The sequence below is a fragment of the Glaciimonas sp. Gout2 genome (genome assembly GCF_035018905.1).
In the GTDB taxonomy this organism is placed as follows: Bacteria; Pseudomonadota; Gammaproteobacteria; order Burkholderiales; family Burkholderiaceae_D; genus Glaciimonas.
In genome coordinates this window covers 1-25,476 of the sequence record NZ_JASJXA010000030.1, presented here as the reverse complement: position 1 = coordinate 25,476, position 25,476 = coordinate 1, and the positions used below count along the sequence as shown (strand labels likewise).

At 50.5% G+C, this 25,476-nt stretch carries 23 protein-coding genes and 1 riboswitch; of the genes, 14 read left to right on the top strand and 9 right to left on the bottom strand.

Annotated features, from left to right (window positions below; all coding sequences use genetic code 11):
• The first annotated feature begins 26 nt into the window (after positions 1 to 26).
• From QN379_RS17585 to flgL, 4 genes are all read left to right on the top strand, one after another.
• Positions 27 to 1,145, top strand: coding sequence for a flagellar basal body P-ring protein FlgI (locus QN379_RS17585; protein ID WP_322239383.1), 1,119 nt, complete (start codon positions 27 to 29; stop codon positions 1,143 to 1,145).
• 21 nt (positions 1,146 to 1,166) lie between these two features.
• A complete protein-coding gene (gene flgJ, locus QN379_RS17580) occupies positions 1,167 to 2,210 on the top strand; it encodes a flagellar assembly peptidoglycan hydrolase FlgJ (RefSeq protein ID WP_322239381.1) in 1,044 nt (347 codons plus the stop codon).
• A gap of 212 nt (positions 2,211 to 2,422) precedes the next feature.
• Positions 2,423 to 4,396, top strand: a complete 1,974-nt coding sequence (gene flgK / locus QN379_RS17575) for a flagellar hook-associated protein FlgK (RefSeq protein WP_322239379.1) — start codon at positions 2,423 to 2,425, stop codon at positions 4,394 to 4,396.
• Positions 4,397 to 4,500: 104 nt separating this feature from the next.
• A complete protein-coding gene (flgL, locus tag QN379_RS17570) occupies positions 4,501 to 5,712 on the top strand; it encodes a flagellar hook-associated protein FlgL (protein WP_323507186.1) in 1,212 nt (403 codons plus the stop codon).
• Between the two features lie 234 nt (positions 5,713 to 5,946).
• Here the strand turns inward: flgL and QN379_RS17565 are convergent, their stop codons facing one another.
• From QN379_RS17565 to QN379_RS17535, 7 genes are all read right to left on the bottom strand, one after another.
• A complete protein-coding gene (locus tag QN379_RS17565; protein WP_322239375.1) occupies positions 5,947 to 6,078 on the bottom strand; it encodes a hypothetical protein in 132 nt (43 codons plus the stop codon).
• Positions 6,053 to 6,883 carry a transposase gene (locus tag QN379_RS17560; protein ID WP_323507185.1) on the bottom strand — a complete coding sequence of 277 codons (831 nt, stop codon included), beginning with the start codon at positions 6,881 to 6,883 and terminating at the stop codon, positions 6,053 to 6,055. Before QN379_RS17560 ends, QN379_RS17565 begins: the two co-directional genes overlap by 26 nt.
• Before the next feature lie 48 nt (positions 6,884 to 6,931).
• Positions 6,932 to 7,201, bottom strand: a complete 270-nt coding sequence (locus QN379_RS17555) for a hypothetical protein (protein WP_322239371.1) — start codon at positions 7,199 to 7,201, stop codon at positions 6,932 to 6,934.
• Between the two features lie 147 nt (positions 7,202 to 7,348).
• On the bottom strand, positions 7,349 to 8,704 hold the full coding sequence (locus QN379_RS17550) for an MmgE/PrpD family protein (RefSeq protein ID WP_322239369.1): 1,356 nt from the start codon (positions 8,702 to 8,704) through the stop codon (positions 7,349 to 7,351).
• Between the two features lie 19 nt (positions 8,705 to 8,723).
• Positions 8,724 to 9,902, bottom strand: coding sequence for a CaiB/BaiF CoA-transferase family protein (locus QN379_RS17545; protein WP_322239367.1), 1,179 nt, complete (start codon positions 9,900 to 9,902; stop codon positions 8,724 to 8,726).
• 12 nt (positions 9,903 to 9,914) lie between these two features.
• A complete protein-coding gene (locus QN379_RS17540; RefSeq protein ID WP_322239365.1) occupies positions 9,915 to 11,075 on the bottom strand; it encodes an acyl-CoA dehydrogenase family protein in 1,161 nt (386 codons plus the stop codon).
• 9 nt (positions 11,076 to 11,084) lie between these two features.
• Positions 11,085 to 11,975 carry an FAS1-like dehydratase domain-containing protein gene (locus QN379_RS17535; RefSeq protein ID WP_322239363.1) on the bottom strand — a complete coding sequence of 297 codons (891 nt, stop codon included), beginning with the start codon at positions 11,973 to 11,975 and terminating at the stop codon, positions 11,085 to 11,087.
• A 176-nt stretch (positions 11,976 to 12,151) separates the two neighbouring features.
• Here QN379_RS17535 and QN379_RS17530 point away from each other — a divergent pair, with 176 nt between their 5' ends.
• From QN379_RS17530 to ppa, 4 genes are all read left to right on the top strand, one after another.
• Entirely contained in the window at positions 12,152 to 12,745 is a 594-nt protein-coding gene (locus QN379_RS17530) for a GNAT family protein (protein ID WP_322239361.1), read from the top strand.
• Between the two features lie 355 nt (positions 12,746 to 13,100).
• Positions 13,101 to 13,328, top strand: coding sequence for a hypothetical protein (locus QN379_RS17525; protein WP_322239359.1), 228 nt, complete (start codon positions 13,101 to 13,103; stop codon positions 13,326 to 13,328).
• Positions 13,329 to 13,397: 69 nt separating this feature from the next.
• Positions 13,398 to 14,147 (top strand): alpha/beta hydrolase, encoded by a 750-nt coding sequence (locus QN379_RS17520; protein ID WP_323507184.1) that lies wholly within the window; start codon positions 13,398 to 13,400, stop codon positions 14,145 to 14,147.
• A gap of 259 nt (positions 14,148 to 14,406) precedes the next feature.
• Positions 14,407 to 14,949, top strand: a complete 543-nt coding sequence (gene ppa, locus QN379_RS17515) for an inorganic diphosphatase (protein ID WP_322239355.1) — start codon at positions 14,407 to 14,409, stop codon at positions 14,947 to 14,949.
• A gap of 175 nt (positions 14,950 to 15,124) precedes the next feature.
• Here ppa and QN379_RS17510 read toward each other — a convergent pair whose 3' ends face one another.
• Together QN379_RS17510 and QN379_RS17505 are read right to left on the bottom strand one after the other, a co-directional pair.
• The gene (locus QN379_RS17510; RefSeq protein WP_322239353.1) at positions 15,125 to 16,006 is read right to left on the bottom strand and encodes an EamA family transporter; all 882 of its coding nucleotides are present in this window, start codon (positions 16,004 to 16,006) and stop codon (positions 15,125 to 15,127) included.
• 164 nt (positions 16,007 to 16,170) lie between these two features.
• Complete coding sequence (locus QN379_RS17505; RefSeq protein ID WP_323507183.1) at positions 16,171 to 17,373, bottom strand: GNAT family N-acetyltransferase; 1,203 nt, start codon at positions 17,371 to 17,373, stop codon at positions 16,171 to 16,173.
• A gap of 545 nt (positions 17,374 to 17,918) precedes the next feature.
• On the opposite strand from QN379_RS17505, the gene QN379_RS17500 reads away from it, so the two are divergent.
• From QN379_RS17500 to QN379_RS17475, 6 genes are all read left to right on the top strand, one after another.
• On the top strand, positions 17,919 to 19,538 hold the full coding sequence (locus tag QN379_RS17500; RefSeq protein WP_322239349.1) for an NAD+ synthase: 1,620 nt from the start codon (positions 17,919 to 17,921) through the stop codon (positions 19,536 to 19,538).
• A gap of 96 nt (positions 19,539 to 19,634) precedes the next feature.
• Positions 19,635 to 19,973, top strand: a complete 339-nt coding sequence (locus tag QN379_RS17495) for a P-II family nitrogen regulator (RefSeq protein ID WP_322239347.1) — start codon at positions 19,635 to 19,637, stop codon at positions 19,971 to 19,973.
• 305 nt (positions 19,974 to 20,278) lie between these two features.
• Positions 20,279 to 21,328, top strand: coding sequence for a nicotinate-nucleotide--dimethylbenzimidazole phosphoribosyltransferase (cobT, locus tag QN379_RS17490; protein WP_322239345.1), 1,050 nt, complete (start codon positions 20,279 to 20,281; stop codon positions 21,326 to 21,328).
• A 22-nt stretch (positions 21,329 to 21,350) separates the two neighbouring features.
• Complete coding sequence (locus tag QN379_RS17485) at positions 21,351 to 22,169, top strand: adenosylcobinamide-GDP ribazoletransferase (RefSeq protein ID WP_322240708.1); 819 nt, start codon at positions 21,351 to 21,353, stop codon at positions 22,167 to 22,169.
• A gap of 13 nt (positions 22,170 to 22,182) precedes the next feature.
• On the top strand, positions 22,183 to 22,818 hold the full coding sequence (locus QN379_RS17480; protein ID WP_322239344.1) for a histidine phosphatase family protein: 636 nt from the start codon (positions 22,183 to 22,185) through the stop codon (positions 22,816 to 22,818).
• A gap of 62 nt (positions 22,819 to 22,880) precedes the next feature.
• A riboswitch (cobalamin riboswitch) is annotated at positions 22,881 to 23,181 on the top strand.
• Positions 23,182 to 23,329: 148 nt separating this feature from the next.
• On the top strand, positions 23,330 to 25,231 hold the full coding sequence (locus QN379_RS17475) for a TonB-dependent receptor domain-containing protein (RefSeq protein ID WP_322239342.1): 1,902 nt from the start codon (positions 23,330 to 23,332) through the stop codon (positions 25,229 to 25,231).
• Positions 25,232 to 25,476: the final 245 nt, after the last annotated feature.

The following is a 25,476-nucleotide window of genomic DNA, read 5'->3' as shown; positions in this document are numbered from 1 at the left end:
CCGACTACTGTTCCTTACCGATTCTAATGCGCGTGAGTAAGACTTGTGCGGCTTTATTTGTCAGCATTCTTTTCTGTGCATTCCTCAGTCCACTGCCAGCACAAGCAGAGCGCTTGAAAGAACTTGTTAACATTCAAGGCGTTCGTGACAATCCGTTGATTGGTTACGGATTGATGGTTGGCCTGGATGGCACAGGCGATCAAACGCAGCAAACGCCATTTACTACGCAGAGCCTAAGCAATATGTTGTCGCAATTGGGGATTTCGGTCACTGCGGGCAATAATATGCAGCTAAAAAATGTTGCGGCAGTCATGGTAACGGCGAGTCTGCCTTCATTCGCCCAGCCCGGTCAGAATATCGATGTCACCGTGTCGTCGCTGGGCAATGCCAAGAGCCTGCGCGGAGGCACTTTGTTAATGACGCCTTTGAAAGGTGCTGATGGCATGGTCTACGCGGTAGCGCAAGGCAATATGGTGGTCGGCGGGGCTGGTGCGTCCGCCAATGGCAGCAGAGTGCAGGTGAATCAACTTGGGTCTGGTCGGATTCCCTCGGGCGCGGTTATCGAGCGGGCGGTAGTGTCGCCGATCGGTGAAGCCGGAACGTTCATACTGGAGCTGAACGTTTCAGATTTCGGCACTGCGCAAAAAACGGTAAATGCGATCAATCGCACTTTTGGTGAGGGCACTGCGCAGGCGCTGAACGCACGGGTGATTCGCGTTCTCGGTCCGACGCAACCTGAAGAGCGAGTTGGCTTTTTAGCCCAGATTGAAGATATTGATGTCACGCCGGCTAAAGCGCCGGCCAAAGTTGTCATCAACGCGCGTACTGGATCGGTGGTGATGAATCAAACTGTACGGGTACTTGATTGCGCCGTCGCACACGGCAACTTATCGGTCGTGATCAACACGCAGCCAGTGATCAGTCAACCGAATGCCTTTGCCGGAGGCAATACCGTTGTCGCACAAACCTCGCAAATTGAATTAAATCAAGGCGGTGGCGCTTTACAAGTCGTTCGTGGCGGCGCATCGCTGGCGGACGTGGTGCGCGGTTTAAATACATTGGGTGCTAATCCACAGGATTTGGTATCGATTTTGCAGGCAATGAAAGCGGCTGGTGCATTACGTGCCGAGTTGGAAGTTATTTAGTGAACGAATATTGAAGGCGATATGAACGTCCTTGCATCTCCAGGTAATCTTCCCATCGGTTCCACAGCAGCCAACGCTACCAGTCCGGCCATCCCCGGTAATCGCAGTGGCGATCTGGATCAACGCTTTGCGCTTGATGTGCAGGGCGTGGACGTCTTACGCCGGACTAACAAGAATTCACCAGCCGAAGGCATCAAGCAGGTATCGCGTCAGTTTGAGGCAATGTTCATGCAGATGGTGTTGAAGAGCATGCGTGACGCGACACCCTCCGATGGACCGTTCGATAGCCAGCAAACAAAAACTTACACCTCAATGCTGGATCAACAATTGTCCCAGAATTTATCAGGTCGTGGACTTGGTCTGGCTGAGGCCATGGCTGCTCAACTGACGCGAGACGCAAATCAGCGTGCGCAGCCACCGGATGGGTCGCAGAATCAGACCGGACCAGCTCCGCTCATGCCATTATCGCCAAAGCAATCTCTCTATTTGCTGCAAGATGCGCAACAGTTATCTCAACTCGGATTGCAGCAAGCGGTCGCTATACCCAATTTGTCCTTTTATGAGGCCGCGTCGGGCAAATCAGCTCGTCCGGCGAATGCGGGCAGCACCTCACAAGCAACCATTCAACAATTTGTCAGTAATATGGCGGTGCCAGCGCAGGCTGCCAGTCAAGCCACAGGCCTGCCATCGCAATTGATTCTGGCGCAGGCGGCATTGGAGTCGGGTTGGGGGCGGCGTGAAGTCAAAGCTGACGACGGTACGCAAAGCTACAACTTATTCGGTATCAAAGCCGGTAAAAACTGGACGGGTCCAGTGGTAGAAGCTGCTACTACTGAATACGTTAATGGCGCGGCCCAACATACCCGCGCGACGTTTCGGGCTTATGGATCGTACCAGGAAGCATTTACGGATTACGCCAATTTTTTGGCGAGTAATCCACGCTACGCGAATGTATTGGCAACACGTGATCCTGCAGCCGCAGCATATGGATTACAGCGCGCGGGATATGCGACAGATCCGCAATACGGGGATAAACTGGTCCGTATTATGCAGCAGATAAGTTGATTCAATTTTGGACGTTCGGGCATTTGTAAAAGTAATGCATGGCCGCCAGTGTTCAACGTTTGCTGCAACCAAGCGATGGCAGCAACGATCACGCAACACAGATTAAGCAAAATAATGCTGTTTCTGGCCTTCAGGTATTTGCCGCAACAGCCGTTATATCCAATATAAGTTGTGTACTCAAAGCAGTTACTTGATTTTTTCAGGATGGAATTATGTCGAATAGTATGTTTTATATCGGTTTAAGCGGTTTGAATGCAGCGCAAGCATCGCTGCTCACCGCGGGACATAATTCGGCTAATTTTGCGACTCCCGGCTATAGTCGCCAGACCGCTGTTGTCGGTTCGGGTGGTGGGACTTATGCGCCTAGTGTTGGTTTTTTTGGGAATGGCGCGGCAGTCACCAACGTCGTTCGCAGCTATGATCAATACCTGACCTCCCAACTGAACCAGGCGCAGGGGACTAATGAGGCCCTATCGACCTTCTTTTCGCAGGTGAGTCAGATTGACAATCTGCTGGCTAACCAGACTGCTGGTCTGGCACCGTTAATGCAGACGTTCTTTACCAGTGTTCAGGGTGTTGCTAATACCCCGTCTGATCCGGCAGCGCGTCAGCAAATGGTGAGTGCGGCACAAGCCGTCGCCAATCAGTATCGCTCGATGAGTTTGCAACTAAACGATATGAATAGTGGCGTAAATCAGCAAATCAGTGGGAACGTTGATCAGATTAACACCTTGGCGGATCAGATCGCTAATATCAATAAGCAGATCACCTTGGTCGGTGGCGTTGATGGCACACAGGCACCGAATGATTTGTTGGATCAGCGTGATCAAATGGTGAGTGATTTGGGTAAGCTGGTAGCGACCAAGGTTGTGGTGCAAGATGGTGGTCAGTACAACGTATTTATCGGCAACGGACAAACATTGGTACTCGGCGCTAAAGCATCAACCTTACAAGTGGTGAACTCCGCTGCCGACCCGAGTCGTTCTGCGGTGGCGGTCATCAATGCCAATGGCAAACCGGTTGAAATGCAGGATAGCGTGCTGACCGGTGGTTCACTTGGTGGTTTATTACAGTTTCGTAATGAGGCATTAGGCGATGCACAAAATTCCCTTGGACGAATCGCTATTTCGTTAGCAGATACATTCAATGCGCAACACAAGTTGGGCGTGGATTTGTCTGGTGCATTGGGGCAGGATTTCTTTTCACAGGCCAGTCCTTCAGCGATCTCGAATGATCGTAATAAGGGTGACATGAAACTGGCCCCGACTTTTTCGGATGTTGGACAACTGACTACCAGCGACTACACGCTGACTGTTAGCGGCGCTCCCGGCGCTCTGGCGTATTCACTAACCAGGCTGTCTGATAACAAGGTAATTAACACTTACAGCGATGCAGATTTTCCCGTCACATTTGACGGTGTCACGATGGCGATAGGAAGCGGTAAGGCACAGTCTGGCGATTCTTTTCTCATTCAACCCACGCGCAACGGTGGGCGTGACTTGAGCGTGATCGCGACCGACCCAGCTAAATTGGCCGCGGCAAATCCAGTTCTGACCGGTAACGTTGCTGGCAATCAAGGTACTGGTGTTATCAGCGCGCCCGTGATTGATGCAGCTTATTTAAATGCTCCGCTTACGGGAACAACAACACTTACTTACGACAAGGCAACAAATACCCTGACAGGATTTCCGTCAAATGCCAGTGTGAGTGTGACCTCGGCTGATGGCACAACTCAAATCTATAATCCGGGTACGCCCGTGCCGTATACAGCTGGCGCAAAGATGCGTTTTGACGGTGTTTCGATTTCTATTACCGGATCGCCTTCTACCGGCGATCAGTTTACCCTTAAGCCAAATTCCAGTGGCGTATCTGATGGTAGTAATGCGTTGTTGTTAGGCGCTTTACAAAGTAAAAAAACGATGAATGCCGGAACGGCTAGTTTTAACGATTCATACTCTCAACTGGTAAGTTCGGTGGGTAACAAGACCAGACAAGTACAAATAGCGAGTACCGCCCAAACCAGTCTGACCGCGCAAATCAAAGCTGCACAGCAGTCGGTATCGGGTGTCAATCAAGATGAAGAAACCGCGAATCTCTTAATGTTTCAGCAGATGTATCAAGCGAATGCAAAAGTGATTCAGACGGCGTCAACGATGTTTGATGCCGTATTGGGGATTCATACCTGAGCGATCGTCCTCTCCAAAAAATTAAATAATATTGAAATGTTACTCAGAACGGTGCGACTTTTATTGTACATCGCCACCGCTCTATCATTCATCAGGAGAATTTGATGCGCATTAGTACCCAATCGTTTTATGAGCAAAGCCAGGCCGCAATGAGTACACAGCAGGCCAATTTGCTACGCGTACAACAGCAAATCGGTGCTAACACCAAAATACTGGCTCCTTCCGATGATCCAATTGCAGCGACTCGTGCATTGGCTACGGCGCAGGCGATATCGCTTAATGGACAATACGCCAGCAGCCGAAATCAAGTCAAACAAACCTTGTCGCTAGAAGGAAATATTCTCGACAGCGTCACGAATATTTATAACAATATCAAGTCGTTAGTAGTGCAGGGTGGTAATGGTTCTCTGTCAGATTCCGATCGCGCATCTATCGCGACCACGTTGCAAAGCAATTACGATCAGTTGCTAGGATTAGCGAATACTGCTGATGGTAATGGGCAGTTTATATTTGCCGGATTTCAAAGCGGTACGCCACCGTTTGTTAAGCAAGCCGACGGAGCGGTTGCCTTTGTCGGTGATCAGGGACAGCGCTTGATGCAGGTTGATGCTTCGCGCCAGATGGCAGCTACTGATGACGGTCGCTCAATTTTTCAATCAGTCCAGGGTGCTGCGCGTTATGTCACTTCGTCACCTGCAAGCAATAACGGTACGGCTGTGTTTGGTTCAAGTGCTGTGACTGATGCGACAGATGTGAACTTTGGTAAAGATTTTTCGATTAGTTTTAGTGCTGGAAAATATACGGTCACAACTATCGCCAAGCCTCCTGAAGAAGTCGCAACCGGCACATTTGTTGATGGTGCGCCAATTACGTTTGGTGGTGTGCAAATCAGTGTGAGCGGGACGCCTGCAGATGGCGATAAGATGAATGTTTCTACTGCAAAAAATGCGGGTAGCGATATTTTTTCGGCACTTGGGGACGTGATTTCAGCGCTACGTAAGCCGATCGATAATGGGACATCTGCTGATCGTACGCAGTTGTTGAATTCACTGAGTACTGTGAATGTTAAATTGGCGAATTCTTTGGATAATGTGTTGACGGTTTCTGCGTCGGTTGGGTCGCGGTTGAATGAGGTGGATGCTTTGGATAATAGCGGTTCGGCGCGTAATATTTCGGATCAGAGTTATTTGTCGGATTTGCAGGATTTGGATGTGGTTAAGGCTAGTGTGGAGTTGGCGCAGCGGCAGGTTTCTTTACAGGCAACGCAGTTGGCTTTTATGAAAATACAGAAAATTTCGTTGATGAATTATTTGTGATTTTGTTTTGGTGGTAGGTGTTGGTTTTTTTGTTTTTTGCTTGGGCTTATTCGTTTAACTGTCTATGTAGGTTAAAAGCCACTTCAAAGGCAACACAAGGTGGTAAACTTCGGCCTTCGTTAATTAAACGGTTTGTGCTCCGTGGATGCTTGTCGGGGGTGGCTCCATATGCGCTAACCAAATTTACCCTTCCTAAATTGATCCTGCTGATATTGACGTTTCTTTCGCGGGGGCTCACGCAAAAAAAAATCGGCTGACTTCTCCCCACCGTTCAATACAAGCAAACAACGACAAACGGGGATTGACGGTGGCGCTGAGCAGCCAATGCACCAACGCCATTTCACGCCACCGGCAGCGATGTTTCATAACTTTTTTCTTCGTGCTGCGTAGGGCCGAGAGGGGAAAAATGATCGTCCAATGCAATCAACCACTCGATCAGACATGCAACCAATAATTTCCCCTGAAGCCAAGCCTTAGCACCCTTAGCACCCTCGGCATCCTTCTTTTTTAAATGACCCAATCCCAGCAACGACTTCATTCTTTTGAACGCCAGTTCAATCTGCCAGCGATGCCGGTATAACGCCAGTATGGCCTCGGCATTCGGGCCCTTCAAACGCGTCAAGAGCACTACATAACCTGTTGCCGCCACAGTATCAGCCTGGAATTTCTGCTGCTTTTTGTTGAGGTATTGGTAGTACTTCCGTTCGCTCTCGGCACGCTGTATTTCATTCTTCCGATAGGCGCACACACGTACCGCTATGCTTTCATTGGTACCTTGACCTTGCATCGTCGCTGGCCATTCTCCGCTTTGTACCATCTTCAAAGAAGTTAAATGCGCCAGCTGGACAAAGGGTTGGCCTGCCTCATCTTGTAAGGGCAGGCTTGACAGATTCATCCGCACCAGAATATCACCCGCTCGATCCAGCACGTGATTGACACCACGCCGGTTAGCAAAGCCACGGTCAGCTACGATGACGTCCTCTTTTTGTACCGCAAACCGGCTTAATGATTCACCTACTTTGCCGTCTGTAATTTCCATCTCATGACAGGCTAAGGTCCCGATATCGAGCGCATAATGTAAGCGCCAGCTCGACGTAATTGCACTCGGCCCCCGAATCGCGCTGCCATCCACCGCCAAGATCCGCCTTCCTGCCAAGGCAGAGCAATTCATGCCCTCCATCGGCCTCTCTTTGCTTAAGCGTTCCGTCATCCAGCGTAACTATTCCCCCGATTTATTGATCCGCTTGAGCAAGCCAACATCTGAGATATTCGCCAGGTTGCCAACCCGAGCACGCGCCACCGTTTCACGCATCGAGTAACCATCACTGAAATACATCAGCAACACGCGCAATAAATTATCCGGCCCAGAAAATTGCCGACCATACTTTAAGGCGCCCAACGTCCGTGCCTTATCTTCCCAACCATCAGGAAGCAAAGCAACTATCTTCGACCAGTCTTCACTCACTGTGTTGTAACAGTTTGTTTGCATTCTTTATTTTGGAGATTTATTTCAATTTCCAAATGTTAACAGCTATTGGTTCTGGTTAGCGCATATGGGTAGCCCCGACCAGCCTTCACGGAGCACCAAACCATGTTAATTAACGAAGACCCAACGCCTATAAACGCAACCGCATCTTTATCCCAACAACCTCTCCACTTTCCCACATCCCAAAATTCCCCAAATCCTCCCAAACACCACTTGCATCTCAGCCGTGCTAGCAGCCCCACTAAACTCCGCCAACCGCAACGCTTTCAACTCCAATTCCTCACGCGTCAAAGTATTCCCCGGATCACCCTTAGGCTCATCCACCCGACCCTGCAACGTCCGCCCATCAACCGTCTCAACCGTTACCTTACCAATCCAGCGCGCGGGATAAGCACCATCCACTTCCTCATCCAGCTTCATACTCACCTTATCGCAAAATGCAGCAACTCGCGCATCGTTATAAAACGACTCAAATTCCCTCAACCCCGCACAGCGGAACTGCGCAATCAACCCAAGCACCGTCCCCATCGAAAACTTTGCCTGATGCACCGTCTGCGGATTGACCACTGGACCAAGAACATCAATAGCGCCCTGATGCACATGCGTGACTACGCGGGCTATCTGATCAGGGGCGAGGTCATGTTGCGTGACCACTGCCAACAACGCATCGGCCGCAGGGTGTGTATGGCGGCAAGATGAGTGAAACTTAAATGACGTCTCCGCTAATGTCCAGCGCTCGCCCAAACGATCGGTCAGCTTCGCTGGATCGGCATCGGTCGACATGCCAGCTCCCATGCCTTGCGCGCCTTCAAGAATCCGTCTTGCGCCAGTAAATCCTTCGCTGGCGAGGTAGGCAGACATCAATCCGTCGCCAGCTGCTTTAGCCGTATGTAATTGCTTCGAGTCGGCCGCGTCGCGCAGGAATTCCCACAATCCTGCGCTTTGTGTGCCAGCTGACCCGAATGCGTGCAGCATCTGCTCAGGCGTCAGTTTTAATAAATGTCCGACCGCTGCGGCAGCGGCGATTGTTCCGGCGGTTCCGGTGGTATGAAATATCCGGTAATGCGAGCGGCCAAGAAATTCACCGACCCTGATGCCGACTTCGTAACCTGCGACGGCAGCGGTAATCAGCTCGCGTCCACTGCTGCCGAGTGATTGCGCCACCGCCAGCACTGCGGGAAAAACGACGGCGGCGGGGTGAAATACCGAGCCGTTATGAACATCGTCCTGTTCTGCAAAATGGGAGGAGGCGGCGTTGACCATTGCCGCAAATAACGGTGTGGTTTGACGGCGCGAGATGAGAATTTCGGAGGTGCCGGTGGCCGGGCCCATCTGGGTTGCAAACCATTCAATCGTTTTTACCGGCCTGCCGTTCTTGCCGGCCAAAGCGGAGCCGAACCAGTCGAGCATCAGGTCTTCGGCGCGTCTTACGACTGCTTCGGGGATGTCTTCAAAACGCAAAGTGGCGGCGAAGTTTGCTAAGGTCTGGCTAGCGTGATCAGTCATGGCGAATTGTATATTCTTATTAGATAGCGTGCTGTGCACGCAGAGCGACGATAGCGTCGTTGTCATAGCCGATTTGGTTCAGGATGGCATCAGTATGTTGACCTAATCCAGGAACAGCATCCATGCGCGGCGTGTAGGTATTGGGTATGCCGGGCGGTAGTAGAGCGGGAATTTTTCCGACGGGTGTGTCGACTTCTACCCAGCGCTGACGTGCCTTTAATTGTGCGTGTTCCCATATATCGTGCATGTCGTTCATTTGCGCGTTGGCAATCTGCGCTGATTCAAGACGTTCAATCACTTGGGCTGAACTCAGGGTGGAGAAGGCATCAATAATGATTGTGCGTAATGCTTCTCGCGCTGCCGTACGCGCAGAGTTTGAAGAGAAACGCGGGTCGCTGGTCAATGCCGGTTGTTGCAACACTTTGTCGCAAAATAGCGCCCATTCGCGTTCATTCTGAAGGCCAAGCATGACAACCTTGCCGTCACCAGCGAGGAATGGTCCGTAAGGATAAATTGTCGCGTGCGCGGCTCCGGCGCGTGGTGGTGGCGATGCGCCATCGATGGCGTAGTACAGCGGATAGTTCATCCACTCGACCATGCTTTCAAGCATCGATACGTCAATGTTGCAACCCTGACCGGTTTTGCCACGCTGGATGAGTGCCGCAAGGATGTTGGAGTACGCATACATGCCCGCAGCGATATCCGCTATCGAGCATCCTGCTTTGGCCGGTTCATCGGGTGAGCCGGTGATCGATAGAAATCCGGACTCGCTCTGTATCATCAGGTCGTAGGCCTTCTTATCGCGATACGGACCATCTGCGCCGTAGCCGGAGATGTCGCAGACGATCAGGCGTGGAAATTTTTCGTGCAATGCTTCATATGATAGGCCAAGTCGTGCGGCGGCTCCCGGGGCCAGGTTTTGTACAAACACGTCCGCGGTTTCGAGTAACTTGGTCAAAATGCTGTCGGCTTCCAGATGCTTGACGTCAAGCGTCAGACTTTCTTTGGACCGATTGGTCCATACGAAGTGCGAGGCCAATCCGTGTACGCGTTCGTCATAAGCGCGTGCAAAGTCACCAACGCCTGGTCGCTCGACCTTGATGACGCGTGCGCCGAGGTCGGCCAGTTGGCGAGTACAAAACGGCGCGGCAATTGCCTGTTCAAGTGTGATTACGGTAATGCCATCCAATGGACGCATGGAACTCTCCAATTAGAATGAACGGGGCATGCCGAGCACATGCTCAGCAACGTAGGATAGGATTAAATTGGTCGAGATTGGCGCGACCTGATACAGGCGGGTCTCGCGGAATTTGCGCTCAATGTCGTACTCGCACGCAAAACCAAATCCGCCATGGAATTGAAGGCATGCATTGGCGGCTTCCCATGAAGCATCGGCCGCCAGCATTTTGGCCATGTTCGCCTCCGTGCCGCAGGGCAAGTGCGCGTCGAACAATTCGCACGCTTTGTAGCGCATCAGGTTTGCCGCTTCCAGATTGACATAGGCTTTTGCGATAGGGAACTGCACGCCTTGGTTTTGTCCGATTGGACGACCAAATACAATGCGTTCATTAACGTATTTTGTCACCTTGTCGATAAACCAGTAGCCATCACCGATACATTCGGCGGCGATCAGCGTGCGTTCTGCGTTCAGGCCATCCAGAATATATTTGAAGCCTTTGCCTTCTTCACCGATCAAATTTTCGACTGGAATTTCGAGGTTTTCAAAGAATAATTCGTTGGTTTCGTGGTTCACCATATTCAGGATAGGGCGCACTGTCAGGCCATTACCGATGGCTTCACGCAGGTCAACCACGAAGATCGACATGCCTTCCGATTTTTTCTTCACCTCGGCTAGCGGCGTGGTGCGGGCCAGCAAGATCATTAAGTCCGAATGCTGGACCCGTGAAATCCATACTTTTTGGCCATTGACGACATAGCGGTCGCCCTTGCGTACTGCCGTGGTGGTGATTTTGGTGGTGTCTGTGCCGGTGGTTGGCTCTGTTACGGCCATCGATTGCAGGCGTAATTCGCCGCTGGCAATTTTTGGCAGATACAATTCTTTCTGCTTAGGCGAACCGTGTCGTAATAACGTGCCCATGTTGTACATTTGACCGTGACAGGCACCAGAATTACCGCCAGCACGGTTGATCTCTTCCATGATCACGGACGCTTCGGTCAAGCCAAGTCCAGAGCCACCGTATTCTTGCGGAATCAGCGCAGCCAGCCAACCGGCCTTAGTCAGCGCGTTAACAAATTCCTCTGGATAGCCTCGCGCTTCATCGATCTTGCGGAAATACTCTCCCGAAAATTCGCTGCATAAAGCGCGCACAGCATCGCGGATATCTTCGTAAGTATTGGTTTGAGTAGACATTCTGGTTCTTTATGATGGGTTGACTGTTGCGTCGGCAAGTTCGCCAAGTGTTGCTTCCGCCTGCATGGCGAGTTCGCCGCGATTGTTTTTGGCCCAGAGTCGCACCGTACGGCCATCGGCGTCTGGCTGTCCACAAACGGTGAAGGGTTCGGTGTCGAACAATGGACCAACTGCGCGAAAATTGAATGCGACCAATGACGCGTCCGGCATATTGCGCTGTAGTAAATCGGCCAACATCGTAGCAATCAATGGACCATGCACGATCAGACCGGGATAGCCCTCGACCTCGCTCGCATAGCTGCGATCATAATGAATGCGATGACCATTAAAAGTGAGTGCAGAGTAACGAAATAAAAGCACTGGGTCCGGCGTGATGGTGCGCGACCATGCGGCTTCGGTCGGCGCAAGCTTGGCCACTGAAGTGGCAGCGCCCCGTTCTGGCATGGCACGATAAACAATATCGTGCTCTTCGGTAATAGAAACTTGGCCTGCATGCGCAACTTGATGCTGGACGGTTACAAAAGCCAGATTGCCGGATGCGCCGCGTTTTTCGGTTACGTTTTGTATACGCGAGGAGCGGGTTGCAACGACTCCGATCGGAAGTGGGGGACCGAACTTCAGCCGACCGCCAGCCCACATGCGGCGTGGCAAAGGCACAGGCGGCAAAAAGCCGCCGCGTTGTGGATGTCCGTCACTGCCCAGTTCAGCCTGAGGCGCTACTGACCAGAAATAAATCCAGTGCCATAACGGCGGCAAAGCTGCACCTGCGGCGAATAAAGTCGGGCGGTCAAGGATTGCAGCCAGTGCGTTGACAGCGCCGACCGTGATAAGGTCGTCGGAAGTTGTCGTATTTCCGACCCACTGTTGCAATAAAAGAGGATCAGGGGTATCGAAGGTCATGATGGCAGTTTATAGTTTCAATCGAAGCATTCAGTGTGTGCGAGGTACTGCGATGCTGCAATTTGCATTTTTGGAAGGGGGGCTGCGATTTCGGTTAAGTTTCTCTCCCTGCGCGTTGACGCGGAAAATTATCATTTCATAACGAAGTAGTCGTGATTTTTAAAAGAAAGAGGAAGATGAGCTTGACGCAACCAGTAACATTGACCGGACAATTCGGATCGTTAGTACCGTTGTCGCCTGCACACAAAGATGATTTGATCGAGGCCGTGAAAGATGGCGAGCTTTGGGACTTGTGGTACACAGCGATCCCGACGCCTGATAAATTGGACGCGGAGATCAGCAGACGTCTCGACCTGCAAGAGAAGGGTGCGATGCTGCCCTTTGCGATTATCGACAACGCCACCGGTCAGGCAGTTGGGATGACGACTTATATGCATATCGATTCGGCAAATCGACGTCTTGAAATCGGCTCAACCTGGTATCGCAAACGGGTCCAGCGCGGCCCGCTTAATACTGAATGCAAGCTTCTGTTGCTGACGCACGCTTTTGAACAACTGGACTGCATCGCGGTCGAATTTCGTACACATTTCTTTAATCTGCAAAGCCGTGCTGGTATTGAGCGACTGGGCGCTAAGTTGGATGGTATTTTGCGGCACCATCAGATTTCGCCAAACGGTACTTTGCGTGATACGTGCGTGTACAGCATTATTGCTGGTGAATGGCCGACGGTGAAGGTGCACTTGAATTACCAACTTACCAAGCCGAGATGATGAGTAGTTTTATGGAAAGCTGCCCTCGCTGCATTTTGTCGTATTAACTTTGTGGGAGCATGTTTTCTGCGGTGGATAAACCTTAACGCTTGCGTGTTCGCCAAAACTACTAGATACTAAAAATGTCTCTGAAAAAGAGGGATTCGGGATTGGAAACCTGATTTATCCAAAGCGTACGAACGGCGCAATGCCGTTTTTTTTCGTGCGAAAACCCTGTTACGCCTTCTTTGGGCGGTAATGGTGGGGAGGCTTCGGCCTGCCGGTTGCTTTGGATACTGGTTTTCCAACCCTGCCATTTTCCGCCCACCCCGCTTGGAAACGGGGCGCGGATTAAACACTATCCAAGGAAGTTGCCATGTCTGCAAACGCTCAAACACGTACCGTAAAAACGATCGATATCCTGGACAGTCTCACGATTCTGCACAGTCGTACTTCTGCGGTCCTCGCTGCTTTGTCCATGGCATTTGACAGCGAGTACGACCAACTTCAAAAATCTACCATTCAGGAAGTCTTGGAGACGGCGCAATCTCTACTGAAAAAAGCACAAGAGGAAGTATTGGCACTAAATGGGTCTGTTGCCTGATAAAGGAACTGTAGACTGACATACAACTAACCGTTCGTTAAGTTCATGGACAACTTCAAGAAAGATATTATGGATGAAAAGGGTTTCGTTGAAATTCATAACATACGGTTAGCTTATCAACGCTGGCCCGGCTCGCAGCCACCGATTATGCTCATGCATGAGGCGCTTGGATCAGTTTCGATCTGGCGCAATTTCCCTGTCGAACTGGCGCGTGTTACGGGTCTCGAGGTGATTGCATGGTCGCGGCAGGGTTATGGTGACTCTGATGGGCTTTTAGGCCAGCGTCTGCCGGATTATATTGAGCAGGAAGCGAAATTGGTACCGCAGGTGATGGATGCATTGGGCGTGACTCAGGCGCATTTATTCGGTCATAGCGATGGTGCATCAATGGCGATTATTGCTGCTGCGCTGTTTCCCGAACGTGTGCTCTCTATTGTGCTGGAAGCGCCGCACGTGAATGTCGAGCAGCAGGCGATTGCAGGTATTGTTAAGGCTAAAAAAGCCTTTGAAACGACTGACTTTCGTCTAAAACTCCAAAGGCATCATAAAGATGTTGATCAGGTTTTTTGGTCTTGGTACGACACATGGGTCTCGCCGGTTTTTCAAGACTGGAATATCGAGCAATTCCTGGCGGATATTCACGCGCCAACACTCGTTATTCAAGGCGTGGAGGACGAGTATTTCAGCATGAATCAAGTCGATTTGATCGTGGCGGCTGTGCCGAATGCACGGTATGTTGCCCTTGCGCATTGTGGCCATTCACCCCATCGGGACCAGCAAGATGATGTGTTAAATGCCGTGGTGGATTTTGTGGCGTAATGTATGCCGCATTGCTCACCACATTTAGCGTCAATTACTTCATGTGGTGAGGCACTCTTTTTAAATCTATTGTTGTGCGCATAACACATTGTATTTGTGGATAGTAAAAAGGTCTTAGAAAGCGGTCAAAATTGTAACATTATTATTATTTTGATAATGATTCGCCGTCTTCTTTAAATGTTGCAGTGCATGATGGCGTCTGGAACCGTTATAATTTCGCATTCATTATTTTACCCATCCTTACAAGACGAGAGACAACATGAGCTTGAACGACGTATCCTCAGGGCGTGATTTGCCGAATGATTTCAATGTGATCATTGAAATTCCAATGAATGCTGATCCAATCAAATACGAAGTCGACAAAGAGTCGGGCGCGATTTTTGTTGATCGGTTCATGGGTACGGCGATGCATTATCCGTGTAACTACGGCTATATTCCGCAAACCTTGTCGGATGACGGTGATCCAGTTGACGTGTTGGTGATCACACCTTTCCCGTTGTTTCCTGGGGTGGTTGTGCGCTGCCGTCCTATCGGCGTGCTGAAAATGTCGGATGAAGCGGGTCAGGATGCCAAGCTATTGGCCGTGCCAGTCGATAAAGTGTTGAGTATCTACACGCATTGGCAAAAGCCTGAAGATATGAATGAATTGCGCCTGAACCAGATTCAACATTTCTTTGAGCATTACAAAGATCTGGAAAAAGGTAAATGGGTCAAGATTGATGGTTGGGGCGGTCCAGAAGATGCGCGCGAAGAAATTTTGGCGGGTGTGGCAGCTTACAATAAAACATTGGAAGCAAAATAATTTTTGCTTCCTTTTAAGATAAGCGCACTTCGGTGCGCTTTTTTTATGCCACGCAAGAAATAACGCCTGCGATTATGTTGAGTGGCTGCAAGTAATTAACACTAAAACGGTACAACTTTTGCCCGTTCAAGTCCGCTTGATGCATCGTTTGTTGTTGATAGGCGTCACTTAAGCATTATTTGTTTGGTTTGAGTATCAGCATGAGTTTTGCGCCGAATTGATTCAAAGCCAGTCCGCATAATACGAGTAATCCCGCCACAATTTTCCACCATTGCAACGGTTCGTCTAACACCAGCGTTGCGCTCAGCATTCCCACTACCGGCACTAATAATGCAAATGGCGCGATAGTGGCCGTCGGGTATTTGCGCATCAGGACGGACCAGATACCAAAGCCGATGATCGTATTTGGATACGAATTAAACAGTACCGCGCCAGCGGATATCCAGGTGAAGTGGCTGATTGCATTGGTCCATGAAGCGGGGCCTTCGGTCAAAAATGATGCCAATAATAAAGGTGGCACGGCGATTAACGATCCCCATACTACGAGCGCCAATGGATTGACTTTGCCGATGGTTTTGGTGACGATGTTGGCTGAGGCCCAACTCACGCCAGCGCAGACCACGAGCAAGAAGCCGATGAAAGTGGCAGTGCCATCAACATGGATGGCAACCAGGGCCATGCCAGCTAATGCGATAAACGCGCCAATTAATTGTGCGGCGCGTGGACGCTCCTTTAAAATCAAGACTGCTAATCCGATGGTGAAGAAGGCCTGAAGCTGTATCACCAACGACGCGAGTCCCGCCGTAAATCCCAGATGCATGCCCGAAAACAGCAACGCAAATTGCAGCGCAAATTGGAATAGACCGTAAGCGATCAAAAGACGCCAGGGTATGGCTGGGCGCTTGATGAAAAATATCAATGGTATCGCCGCAAAAATGAAACGCAGGGCCGAGAAAAATAAAGGTGGTAAGTCATGCAGACCTATTCGGATGACGACAAAATTAAAACCCCAAATGGTGACGGTAAGAAGTGCGAGAAGAATGTCGGTCGGTTGCATAGGTGAGGTTCTGCGTGACAGGGCCATCTTACGGATGGGCGCTGCGTGGTAGCAAATCTTTCTGATCGATAAGGAAGGGGTAACGGTTGGTGGTGCGGTGGTGCTTATGCGTCAAGTTGGTCGACTGTGGTCGCGCGCCAAGACGCAAAGCGGGTATTAGGAAATCAACCGTCGCCTTTGAAGGGATTGCGATCATTGAGTTCATCCATATAAGCCTCAATGTCATCGGTTTCCCTCTCTAAAAAATTGGCGACGGCGTTGGAAAAATCTTGGCGGGCGAGCCAATGTGCTGACCAGGTTTTCTGTGGCAGAAATCCACGCGCCATTTTATGTTCGCCTTGTGCGCCGCCCTCAAAGCAACCGATTTTTTGCGCAATGCAAAACTCTAAGGGTTGGTAATAAGCGGTTTCAAAATGTAGACAAGGGACTTCTTCAATTGCGCCCCAATAGCGACCATACAAGGTTGTCTCTGTGTGAATCAACAGTGATGACGCAATTGGTCGTCCCGCGCGCTCGGCCACGATTAATAAGATATTTTGTGGCATCGTCGCACCGATGCGTTGAAAGAATGCCAGGTTTAAATAAGGTGTGGAATGATGGGCAGAATAAGTATGGCGATAGCAGCGATTAAAAAATACCCAGTCTGACTCTGTTGCATCGACACCGCGTACGTGTCGGAAGGTGACGCCAGCCTCGGCGACCTTACGCCGTTCGGCACGAATGTTTTTGCGTTTTTTACGTTCTAATGTATCGAGAAATGCATCAAAGTCACGATAACCCGGATTGAGCCAATGAAACTGGACGCCGCTGCGCAATAAAAATCCTGCCGCATGCAGCGCTTTGGCCTGTTCTGGCGGCGAGTACAAAATATGGGTAGAAGAAGTCTGCGTATCTACGCGTAAGGTTTTCAGCAGGTCGATCAACGCCGCAGCGGATGCCGCATCGCGCGCCAGCAGGCGACTGCCGGTAACGGGCGTGAATGGAATTGCCGACAGCAACTTTGGGTAATACTCCAAACCGCTACGCTGATACGCATCCGCCCAGGCCCAGTCGAACACGTACTCGCCATACGAGTGGTATTTTACGTACAGGGGAAGCGCTGCCATCAATTGCGGCACGGTTGCCGTATCGTTAGTGTTTTCCTCAGCGTTATCCCACAACGTTAAATATTGCGGTTGCCAGCCAGATTTTTCGGAGGCGCAACCGGTTTCGTGCAATGCGTGCAAAAACGCAAAGGATAAAAATGGATTGTTCTCTGCTTGAAGCGCAAGCAAAGCATCCCACGCGGGTTGCCCAATTTCATCCAGAGAGGAAACAATGCGGGGTGTAAATTTCAATGTTGGCGGTGGTGGTGTTTGCTTATTCACTTAGTCAATACGATCTGGGAAGCCAGAGATTACGAGGAAAGGATTGAGTTTAGCACTCTCGGAGATAATCTTCTGGCATGACTAATAAAGGTTGGCGTCATGGAAGTTTCTGCTATTACAGGCCTTTTTATGCCGAGTGTTCGGTCCAGTTTCGCGAACAATGGCATGGTGGTCATGAGAATAAATAGTCAAGAAAACCGTATCGTAGTGACTTTTCATCTGGGCTTTGAAAGCCTTTAGGGCCACGGGAAGACAACTTTTTCTGTGTTTAAGTGAGGGTTGAATGGGGTTTATAAGCTCCTAAACGTTTTATAAAAGAGAGACGATCAGGCTAAACAGTGAGAATAAAGCGCAATAGCAATCCAATAAATATGTGATTAGCCGGGCGCAAGCAACAAATAGCGCATGCGAAGAGATAAGCAAGCGGAAGATAGGTTATACATAAACGATACGCATGTGACACCCATGCGATAATCGGGGCTTGAATTTGTTATTTCGCCTAATTTCGCTGTTTTCATCATCAATTACATTTCATATTCATCGCCATGACAGTCAAAGTCGCCATCGCTCAAATCAATAGCACCGTCGGTGATCTTGCCGGTAATCGCGCCAAAATCGCTGAATTTGCACGTCGTGCCGCTCAGCAGGGCGCGGACATCGTATTAACGCCGGAGTTGTCGTTGGTGGGCTATCCGCCAGAAGATTTATTATTACGTCAGGCTTTCTACGATAAGACTGAGGAAGCAATGACCGCATTGATCGCGGACCTGGCAGATTTACGTGACGTACATGTTGTGGTCGGCCATCCCATTTTGCAAAATGGCGCACGTTTTAATGCTGCATCCGTGATCGTTAATGGTGCGTTGTCAGGTACTTATTGCAAATACGCGTTGCCGAACGATGCTGTTTTTGACGAGAAGCGTTATTTCTCAGCCTCTGATGTGCCATTTGTTTTTGAAGTAAAAGGCGTTCGTTTCGGTCTGAATATTTGCGAAGATACCTGGTTTTCGCATGCGCCCGCGCGCGCGCGTGCCGCTGGCGCGCAGGTTTTATTGGTGCCGAATGGCTCGCCGTACCATATGAACAAGCAACATCTGCGCTACGACATCATGCGGGCGAACGTCACGGCAAAAGGTTTGTCGCTGGTGTATGCCAATCTGGTGGGCGGGCAGGATGAATTGATCTTTGACGGTAACTCGTTTGTGATGGACCAGTACGGTGAAGTCGCGGCGCAGCTGAAGCACGCGCAGGAAGACTTGCAGATCATCGAATTTGATGGCGCGACACCGCTGGTTGGCCCATCCTCGATTACGCCTACGCAGTCGGTAGAGGCGCAGGTCTACCAGGCCTTGGTGTTGGGCGTGCGCGACTATATTGGTAAGAATGGTTTCCCCAGTGTCTTGCTGGGTTTGTCTGGCGGTGTGGATTCGGCATTGGTGTTGGCGATCGCGGTCGATGCGCTGGGGGCTGAAAAAGTACGCTGTATCATGATGCCGTCTCCTTATACAGCAGAAATGTCGTGGGTTGACTCGCGCGATATGGTGCAGCGACTGGGTGTGCGCTATGATGAAATATCCATTAATGATTGTTTCAGCGCTTTCAAATCCACGTTGGCTAGCGAGTTTGAGGGCATAGCTGAAGACACTACCGAAGAAAACATCCAGGCGCGTATTCGTGGCACCCTGCTAATGGCGTTGTCGAACAAATTTGGCTCAATTGTATTGACCACTGGAAATAAGAGCGAAATGGCAGTGGGGTATTGCACGCTGTATGGTGATATGGCGGGCGGTTTTGCTGTTATTAAAGATATTGCCAAGACGCTGGTGTATCGCTTGTGCGCATATCGAAATACGCTGGGTGAAGTGATTCCCACCCGCATTTTGACGCGTCCACCGTCGGCCGAACTGCGGCCTGATCAGACTGATCAGGATTCGCTGCCGCCGTATGATGTGTTAGACGCCATTATGCAAATGTACATGGAAGAGAATCAGAGCATTGCCGAGATCGAAGCCGCCGGTTATCCGATTGAAGATATTCAACGTATTACGCGTCTGATCAAGATCAACGAATACAAGCGTCGACAGGCACCGGTTGGTTGTCGTGTGACGCACCGTGCGTTTGGTCGTGACTGGCGTTACCCGATTACTTCAAAGTTTAAAGAGTGAAGCTTGGAGCATGACATAATTGTGTCGAGCGCTCTTGGTCTCCTTTTCTTTCTTCCTGTATCAAAAGATTTTTGTTAATTGCATAAAGGAGTTGTCATGAAGCAAATTACTGCCATTATCAAACCGTTCAAACTGGACGAAGTACGCGAAGCGTTGGCCGAAGTCGGCGTCAATGGCTTAACCGTCACTGAAGTCAAAGGTTTTGGTCGCCAAAAAGGCCATACCGAGTTGTATCGCGGCGCGGAATATGTCGTCGATTTTTTGCCAAAAGTAAAAGTTGAATTGGTGATTGACGATGCGCTTGCTGAGCAAGCTGTTGATGCCATCATCAAAGCTGCGCGTACTGGCAAGATTGGTGACGGTAAGATTTTTGTCCGCGAAGTCGAGCAAGTTATCCGCATTCGTACCGGCGAAACTGGTTCGGAAGCGGTATAAGACGCTTTAAGACAGGGCTTTAAGACCGGACTTAAAAACCTGGCTTTACAGCACGCATGGTTGTATCGGCTCGTCGTAACATCGTGTATCTGCCAATTCCTGATGCGGAGTTTAGGTGGAATACAGACGGGCCGCGCTGTCTTACCTTTGACGCAGAACGCATTACCGCTGTGCGCGCATGTCGGCAGTATGTGGGCAGCAACACCTTTGCTGCCGTTTTCTGAAGTGTTTTGGCGCAAACGTTGTATCGTGGACGCCGCGCAGATTCTAGAAACCATTACAGAAACACATCGGACAATATCGCCATGCAGATTCCTCACATTGTATCCATTCAGGATAGCGATCTCAGTAATACCATCACCACTGTCATCAATAATAAAACCAAGCCGTTAGGCAGTTTGGGTGCGTTAGAAGCAATCGGCCTTCAAATCGGATTGATCCAAAAAACCACGCGTCCGACATTCATCCAGCCAGCTATCCTTATATTCGCCGCTGACCATGGTGTCGTCGCCGAGAATATCTCTGCTTATCCACAAAGTGTGACGTGGCAAATGGTTGAAAATTTTCTCAACCAAAATGCGGCGATTAATGTTTTTGCACGTCAAAATAATTGCGCTTTGCAGATAGTTGATGCTGGTGTTAATCATGATTTCGGTTGGCCTCCTCAGTTAATCGGTAAAAAAGTCGGTTTCGGAACGCGAAATTTTGCTAACGAGTCGGCGATGACCGCTGAGCAATGCACCACAGCCATGGAACACGGCATGGACCTGATTGGGGGGCTAACCGGCAATATCGTTGGTTTTGGAGAGATGGGAATCGGCAATACCACCGCAGCGGCGGCCATCATGCACAAGATCACCGGCTTGCCGCTGGTCGATTGCGTGGGGGCGGGAACCGCCTTTGATGCTGCCCGAATTTTGCATAAGCAAAATGTGATTCAGCGTGCGGTCAGTTTTCACGGTGGCATCGTTGCGCCGCTTGATGTATTGGCGACATTTGGTGGTTTTGAAATCGCCATGATGGTCGGTGCGATGCTGGCTGCTGCCGAACGCCGCATGGTTTTGCTGATCGATGGATTCATTGTTACCAGCGCATTACTGGTCGCCGCACAGTTGCGTCCCGAAATCCTGGATTACTGCATTTTTGCGCATTGCTCGGACGAGCGAGGCCACCAACAGATGTTGACGTTCCTTAAAGCGCAACCATTACTGCAATTAGGTTTGCGTTTGGGCGAGGGTACGGGCGCAGCGCTGGCATTACCTCTGGTGCAGGCGGCGGTACTTTTTATGACGGAAATGGCGACCTTTGACTCGGCAGCGGTTGATTCTATTTCTACGCCTCCGCATGCACAGTGAATACTGAATAGCCATGTCCAGCATGCGACCCAGTGCGTTACGCTCGCGTAGTCTGACCAAAGCAATCACCCATCAAGTGCGGTTATTCTTCGTTGCGCTGCAATTCTTTACGCGACTGCCCATTCCCGGCTGGGTTGGGTTCGATCCTGCATGGTTACAGCAAGCTTCGCGTTATTTTTCGGCGGTGGGGATTGTTGTGGGTGCTGTGACGGCAGCGATTTATGCGGCGGCGGCCCATGTGTGGCCGCCCGCGGTGGCGGTGTTGCTATCGACCATTGGCGGCATTTATCTGACCGGTGCGTTCCACGAAGATGGCTTTGCTGATAGCTGTGATGGTTTTGGCGGTGGTTATACTGCCGCCCGTATTCTTGAGATTATGAAGGATTCACGGGTTGGTGCATATGGTGTCATCGGCATGGTGTCGATGCTCGGTTTGAAATTCACGTTACTCGTGAGCCTGCCGTTCTGGGCGGTCGTGGCAGCGTTACTAACGGCCCATCCTATTTCCCGTTTGATGGCGAGTAGTTTGATTTGGCGGCTGACGTATGTCAAAGCCGAGGGCAAGGCAAAACCATTGGCAGAGCAGATGTCCGGACCTGAATGTGGCGTGGCGATGGCTTTCGCTGCGTTACCTTTATTGGCAATCGGTGTTTTGGGTTGGGCGCCTTGGGCGGGGATAGCCGCTGGTCTGGTGTGTAGCGCTATTGCTACCTTGTGGCTCGCCCGCTTTTTCGTTAAGCGCATTGGCGGTTATACCGGCGACTGTCTGGGTGCCGTGCAGCAGGTGGCAGAAGTGACCTTTTACCTTGGTTTATTGGCTGCCATGCCGCTTTTAAAATGATGTACTTAAGATAATGATGCAACTCCATCTTGTGCGTCATCCGAAGCCGAGCACGCCAGGAGCTGTATCCGACTTGTGCTACGGGCGTTCTGACCTCCTTGTATCCGAAGAAGAAAATACGCGTTTGTTGCATCAATTGATAAAGGTACTGCCAAAGCCGGTCCTGATGTTTTCTAGTCCGCTCCTTCGATGCGCGGGGTTGGCGGATAGTTTGTCGCGACAACCGGGTTGGCCGGCACCGACTCTTGATCACCGTCTGGTGGAACTGGACTTTGGAAAATGGGAAATGCAATCCTGGCAGGATATCCCGCGTGATGAGATCGATGCATGGGCGGGCGCGGTGATTGACTATCGACCGGGTGGTGGAGAAAGCGTGATGCAGATGGCGGCACGCGTGGATGCGTTTTATCGTGCGTTGCCGCGACTTCATTCACCATCATCGAGCAGTGGCGAAAATAACAACAATGGCGATGATGTTGCCGTCATTTGCCATGCAGGGACTATTCGCCTCCTTTTAGCCTGCCATGCCTTATCCCAGGAGGCTTCCATGCCAATCGGAGCGTCAAGGGCGATTGCGGATATTGCGCGAAAGGCTGCCAACGCAGCCCATAAGATCGGTTACGGCGAAGTGATTTCGCTAATCTGCTGATTTCGCTGGGATTTTGCACGCGGATTCGAAGATTTATTGTTGCTGTAAAGGCAGATGAATATTAGAATGCCGGTGCTTTTGGTGCTCGCGAACACGGCTGTGTTCGCAGTTAAACGGGAAACACGCGATACGTGTGCTGCCCCCGCAACGGAAAACAAGCGTCTCAATTTGCTTAATGAATGACTGGTTGAATGACCGGTTAATGTCGGCCTATTCACTATGGCCGATAATTGCAGCGTAGTTGCTGCAAAATATTGATTACACATTGTGACAAGCTGCCTCTAACACCACTGTGTTTCGCGCGGGAAGGTAAGGCAGTTGGACTTGGTAGCCCGGATACCGGCCAGTAGCAGGTGGAACTACTTTTAAGGCGGTACGGACGATCTGTCGCGAAATGCGATCCGGCAACTTTGCTGGATTGATTGTTCAGTGCAATGTCTTGCGGAGGTATTTCTTTTGAATCCAGCGCGCGGGGAGGCGAGCTGGTGGTTGTTTTCTTGCTTAAATTATCATGACCCTAACTGTTTCACCGACCCATCCGCGCCGCGCTGCGCGAATGATTGGGCCTTTGTGCCTTTCTACGCTTATTATTTCTACTTTTTCCGCATCCAGTTTTGCTCAGGAAGCCTCGGATAAGTCACTAGAGCCCGTTCTAGTCACAGCAACACGCACGCCACAAAAAGCCAGTGATGTGATCAGCGACAACGTGACGATTTCTGCCGAAGACATTGCGCTATCGGGACAAACCTCGCTGGTTGAACTGCTGCAAAAGCAACGTGGAATTGAAATCACTGCTAACGGCGGTCCTGGTACTTCGGCATCGGTATTCATGCGCGGTGCAGCTAATAATCAAAATATAGTATTAATCGATGGCGTCCGTGTCGGGTCTTCCACGACCGGCGGCGCTACATGGTCCAGCATTCCATTGTCACAAATTGATCACATCGAAATCGTGTATGGCCCTTTGAGTAGTTTTTATGGCGCTGACGCAATGGGTGGCGTGATTCAAATTTTTACCAAGAAAGGTTCGGGCGCGCCGCGTTTGACTGCATCTGCCGGTGTCGGCAGCTATGGTACCCGCACCATGGATGCGAGTATTTCTGGCGCGACCGAAGGCGACCATCGTTTTAGTTACGCTATATCGGTGGCGCATGAAAATGCAGATGGGTTTTCAGCGACTAAGCCAGACCCTTCGCCGTATAGTTCTTATAATCCAGATAAAGACGGCTACAAAAAAGATAGTGCCAGCGGACAGTTTGGGTTGGAGCTGGCAAAGGGCCAGGAAGTTGGCGTGACCTTTTTGCAAAGCCGGTTGAATGCGCAGTACGACGATGGTTCGGATTTCGACACGCGTGTCGTGCAAAAACTTGAAAATGTGGCTGTGTATTCGAAAAACCAGATTCTGCCTTGGTGGAATAGTAAGGTTCAGGTGTCGCAAACTACCGATAAATCGACTTATATCAGCAGCGATCAGCCGGATGGGATCAGCGATGTAACGACTAAGCAGAATAATTACAGCTGGCAAAATGATTTGTTCATCGGGACAGACGTCTTGCAGTTGTTGGCTGAGCGACGTGAGGAGGAGGTTTCTGCCACCGGTTTGTCTGGTGACCGGACGACCAATTCGGTTGCTGCATCGTACCAGTTGAAGCGTGGAGATCATCTGGCGACCGTTAGTATCCGGAATGATAATAGCTCGCAATTTGGTACGCATGCGACTGGTAGTCTTGGGTATGGCTATCGTTTGAACCAGGACTGGCGGGCTAATGTCAGTTATGGCACTAGTTTTCGTGCGCCGACTTTCAATGAGTTGTATTACCCCGGTTATGGTGTTGCGGCGAACAAACCGGAAAAAGGTAAGAATGCGGAGGTGGGGTTGGTGTATGACAATGGGACTTCGCAGTTAAATATTTCTTACTATCACAACAAAATAACTGATTTGATCGTCTCGACTACGACTTGTCCGGTTGAGCCGGATAGCCATCCTTATGGTTGTGCTTATAACGTTGATAAGGCGACGCTTGAGGGGGTTTCTTTTGGCGGCAGTACTAAGTTGGGTAATTTTGCTTTGCGTGGTTCGCTGGATGTGCAGAATCCGCGGGATGATACTAGTGGGAAGTTGCTGGCTCGGCGTGCGCGGCAGCATGGAACGGTGGCGCTTGAGTATGGGGTTGGGGCGTTGAAGTCTGGTGTTGAGATGGTGGTGTCTGGTAAGCGGTACGATGATGGGGATAATCAGGTTGTTTTGGGTGGGTATAGTTTGGTTAACTTGTATGCTAGTGTTGATTTGACTGGGAAGTGGTCTTTGTTTGGGCGGTGGAATAATGTGCTCAATAAGGATTATGAGTTGGCGCGGTATTATGGGACTGCTGGGAGTAGTTTGTTTTTGGGTGTTCGGTATGGGTTTCGGTGATTGGCTGGGGTGTGGTCGGTAGTCGGTAGGTTGGGGGGCTTTTGCTCCGTGGGGGCTTGTCGGGGGTAGCCCGACAGCTAGTTACTTTTTCTTGCTTCGGCTCGGCGCCCCCGCCAAGAAAAAGTAACCAAAAAGAAGGCGACCGCAACTGACGCTGCCCTGCGGGTCCCCAAGTATTTCAGCCGCCAGTCGGGTTGAAAGACCAACTCGCTACGCTCAAACATGTCTTCCAACAATTCCCGACT

Excerpts from the sequence above, each read along its gene's own strand:
- QN379_RS17485 (WP_322240708.1), top strand. The coding sequence starts at position 21,351 with ATGCGACCCAGTGCGTTACGCTCGCGTAGTCTGACCAAAGCAATCACC.
- QN379_RS17510 (WP_322239353.1), bottom strand. The coding sequence starts at position 16,006 with ATGCAACCGACCGACATTCTTCTCGCACTTCTTACCGTCACCATTTGG.
- QN379_RS17500 (WP_322239349.1), top strand. The coding sequence starts at position 17,919 with ATGACAGTCAAAGTCGCCATCGCTCAAATCAATAGCACCGTCGGTGAT.
- QN379_RS17480 (WP_322239344.1), top strand. The coding sequence starts at position 22,183 with ATGATGCAACTCCATCTTGTGCGTCATCCGAAGCCGAGCACGCCAGGA.
- QN379_RS17540 (WP_322239365.1), bottom strand. The coding sequence starts at position 11,075 with ATGTCTACTCAAACCAATACTTACGAAGATATCCGCGATGCTGTGCGC.
- QN379_RS17555 (WP_322239371.1), bottom strand. The coding sequence starts at position 7,201 with ATGCAAACAAACTGTTACAACACAGTGAGTGAAGACTGGTCGAAGATA.
- QN379_RS17550 (WP_322239369.1), bottom strand. The coding sequence starts at position 8,704 with ATGACTGATCACGCTAGCCAGACCTTAGCAAACTTCGCCGCCACTTTG.
- QN379_RS17565 (WP_322239375.1), bottom strand. The coding sequence starts at position 6,078 with ATGAAACATCGCTGCCGGTGGCGTGAAATGGCGTTGGTGCATTGGCTG.
- QN379_RS17560 (WP_323507185.1), bottom strand. The coding sequence starts at position 6,883 with ATGAATTGCTCTGCCTTGGCAGGAAGGCGGATCTTGGCGGTGGATGGC.
- QN379_RS17585 (WP_322239383.1), top strand. The coding sequence starts at position 27 with ATGCGCGTGAGTAAGACTTGTGCGGCTTTATTTGTCAGCATTCTTTTC.
- QN379_RS17520 (WP_323507184.1), top strand. The coding sequence starts at position 13,398 with ATGGATGAAAAGGGTTTCGTTGAAATTCATAACATACGGTTAGCTTAT.
- cobT (WP_322239345.1), top strand. The coding sequence starts at position 20,279 with ATGCAGATTCCTCACATTGTATCCATTCAGGATAGCGATCTCAGTAAT.
- flgL (WP_323507186.1), top strand. The coding sequence starts at position 4,501 with ATGCGCATTAGTACCCAATCGTTTTATGAGCAAAGCCAGGCCGCAATG.
- QN379_RS17495 (WP_322239347.1), top strand. The coding sequence starts at position 19,635 with ATGAAGCAAATTACTGCCATTATCAAACCGTTCAAACTGGACGAAGTA.
- flgK (WP_322239379.1), top strand. The coding sequence starts at position 2,423 with ATGTCGAATAGTATGTTTTATATCGGTTTAAGCGGTTTGAATGCAGCG.
- ppa (WP_322239355.1), top strand. The coding sequence starts at position 14,407 with ATGAGCTTGAACGACGTATCCTCAGGGCGTGATTTGCCGAATGATTTC.
- flgJ (WP_322239381.1), top strand. The coding sequence starts at position 1,167 with ATGAACGTCCTTGCATCTCCAGGTAATCTTCCCATCGGTTCCACAGCA.
- QN379_RS17545 (WP_322239367.1), bottom strand. The coding sequence starts at position 9,902 with ATGCGTCCATTGGATGGCATTACCGTAATCACACTTGAACAGGCAATT.
- QN379_RS17530 (WP_322239361.1), top strand. The coding sequence starts at position 12,152 with ATGAGCTTGACGCAACCAGTAACATTGACCGGACAATTCGGATCGTTA.
- QN379_RS17525 (WP_322239359.1), top strand. The coding sequence starts at position 13,101 with ATGTCTGCAAACGCTCAAACACGTACCGTAAAAACGATCGATATCCTG.
- QN379_RS17475 (WP_322239342.1), top strand. The coding sequence starts at position 23,330 with ATGACCCTAACTGTTTCACCGACCCATCCGCGCCGCGCTGCGCGAATG.
- QN379_RS17535 (WP_322239363.1), bottom strand. The coding sequence starts at position 11,975 with ATGACCTTCGATACCCCTGATCCTCTTTTATTGCAACAGTGGGTCGGA.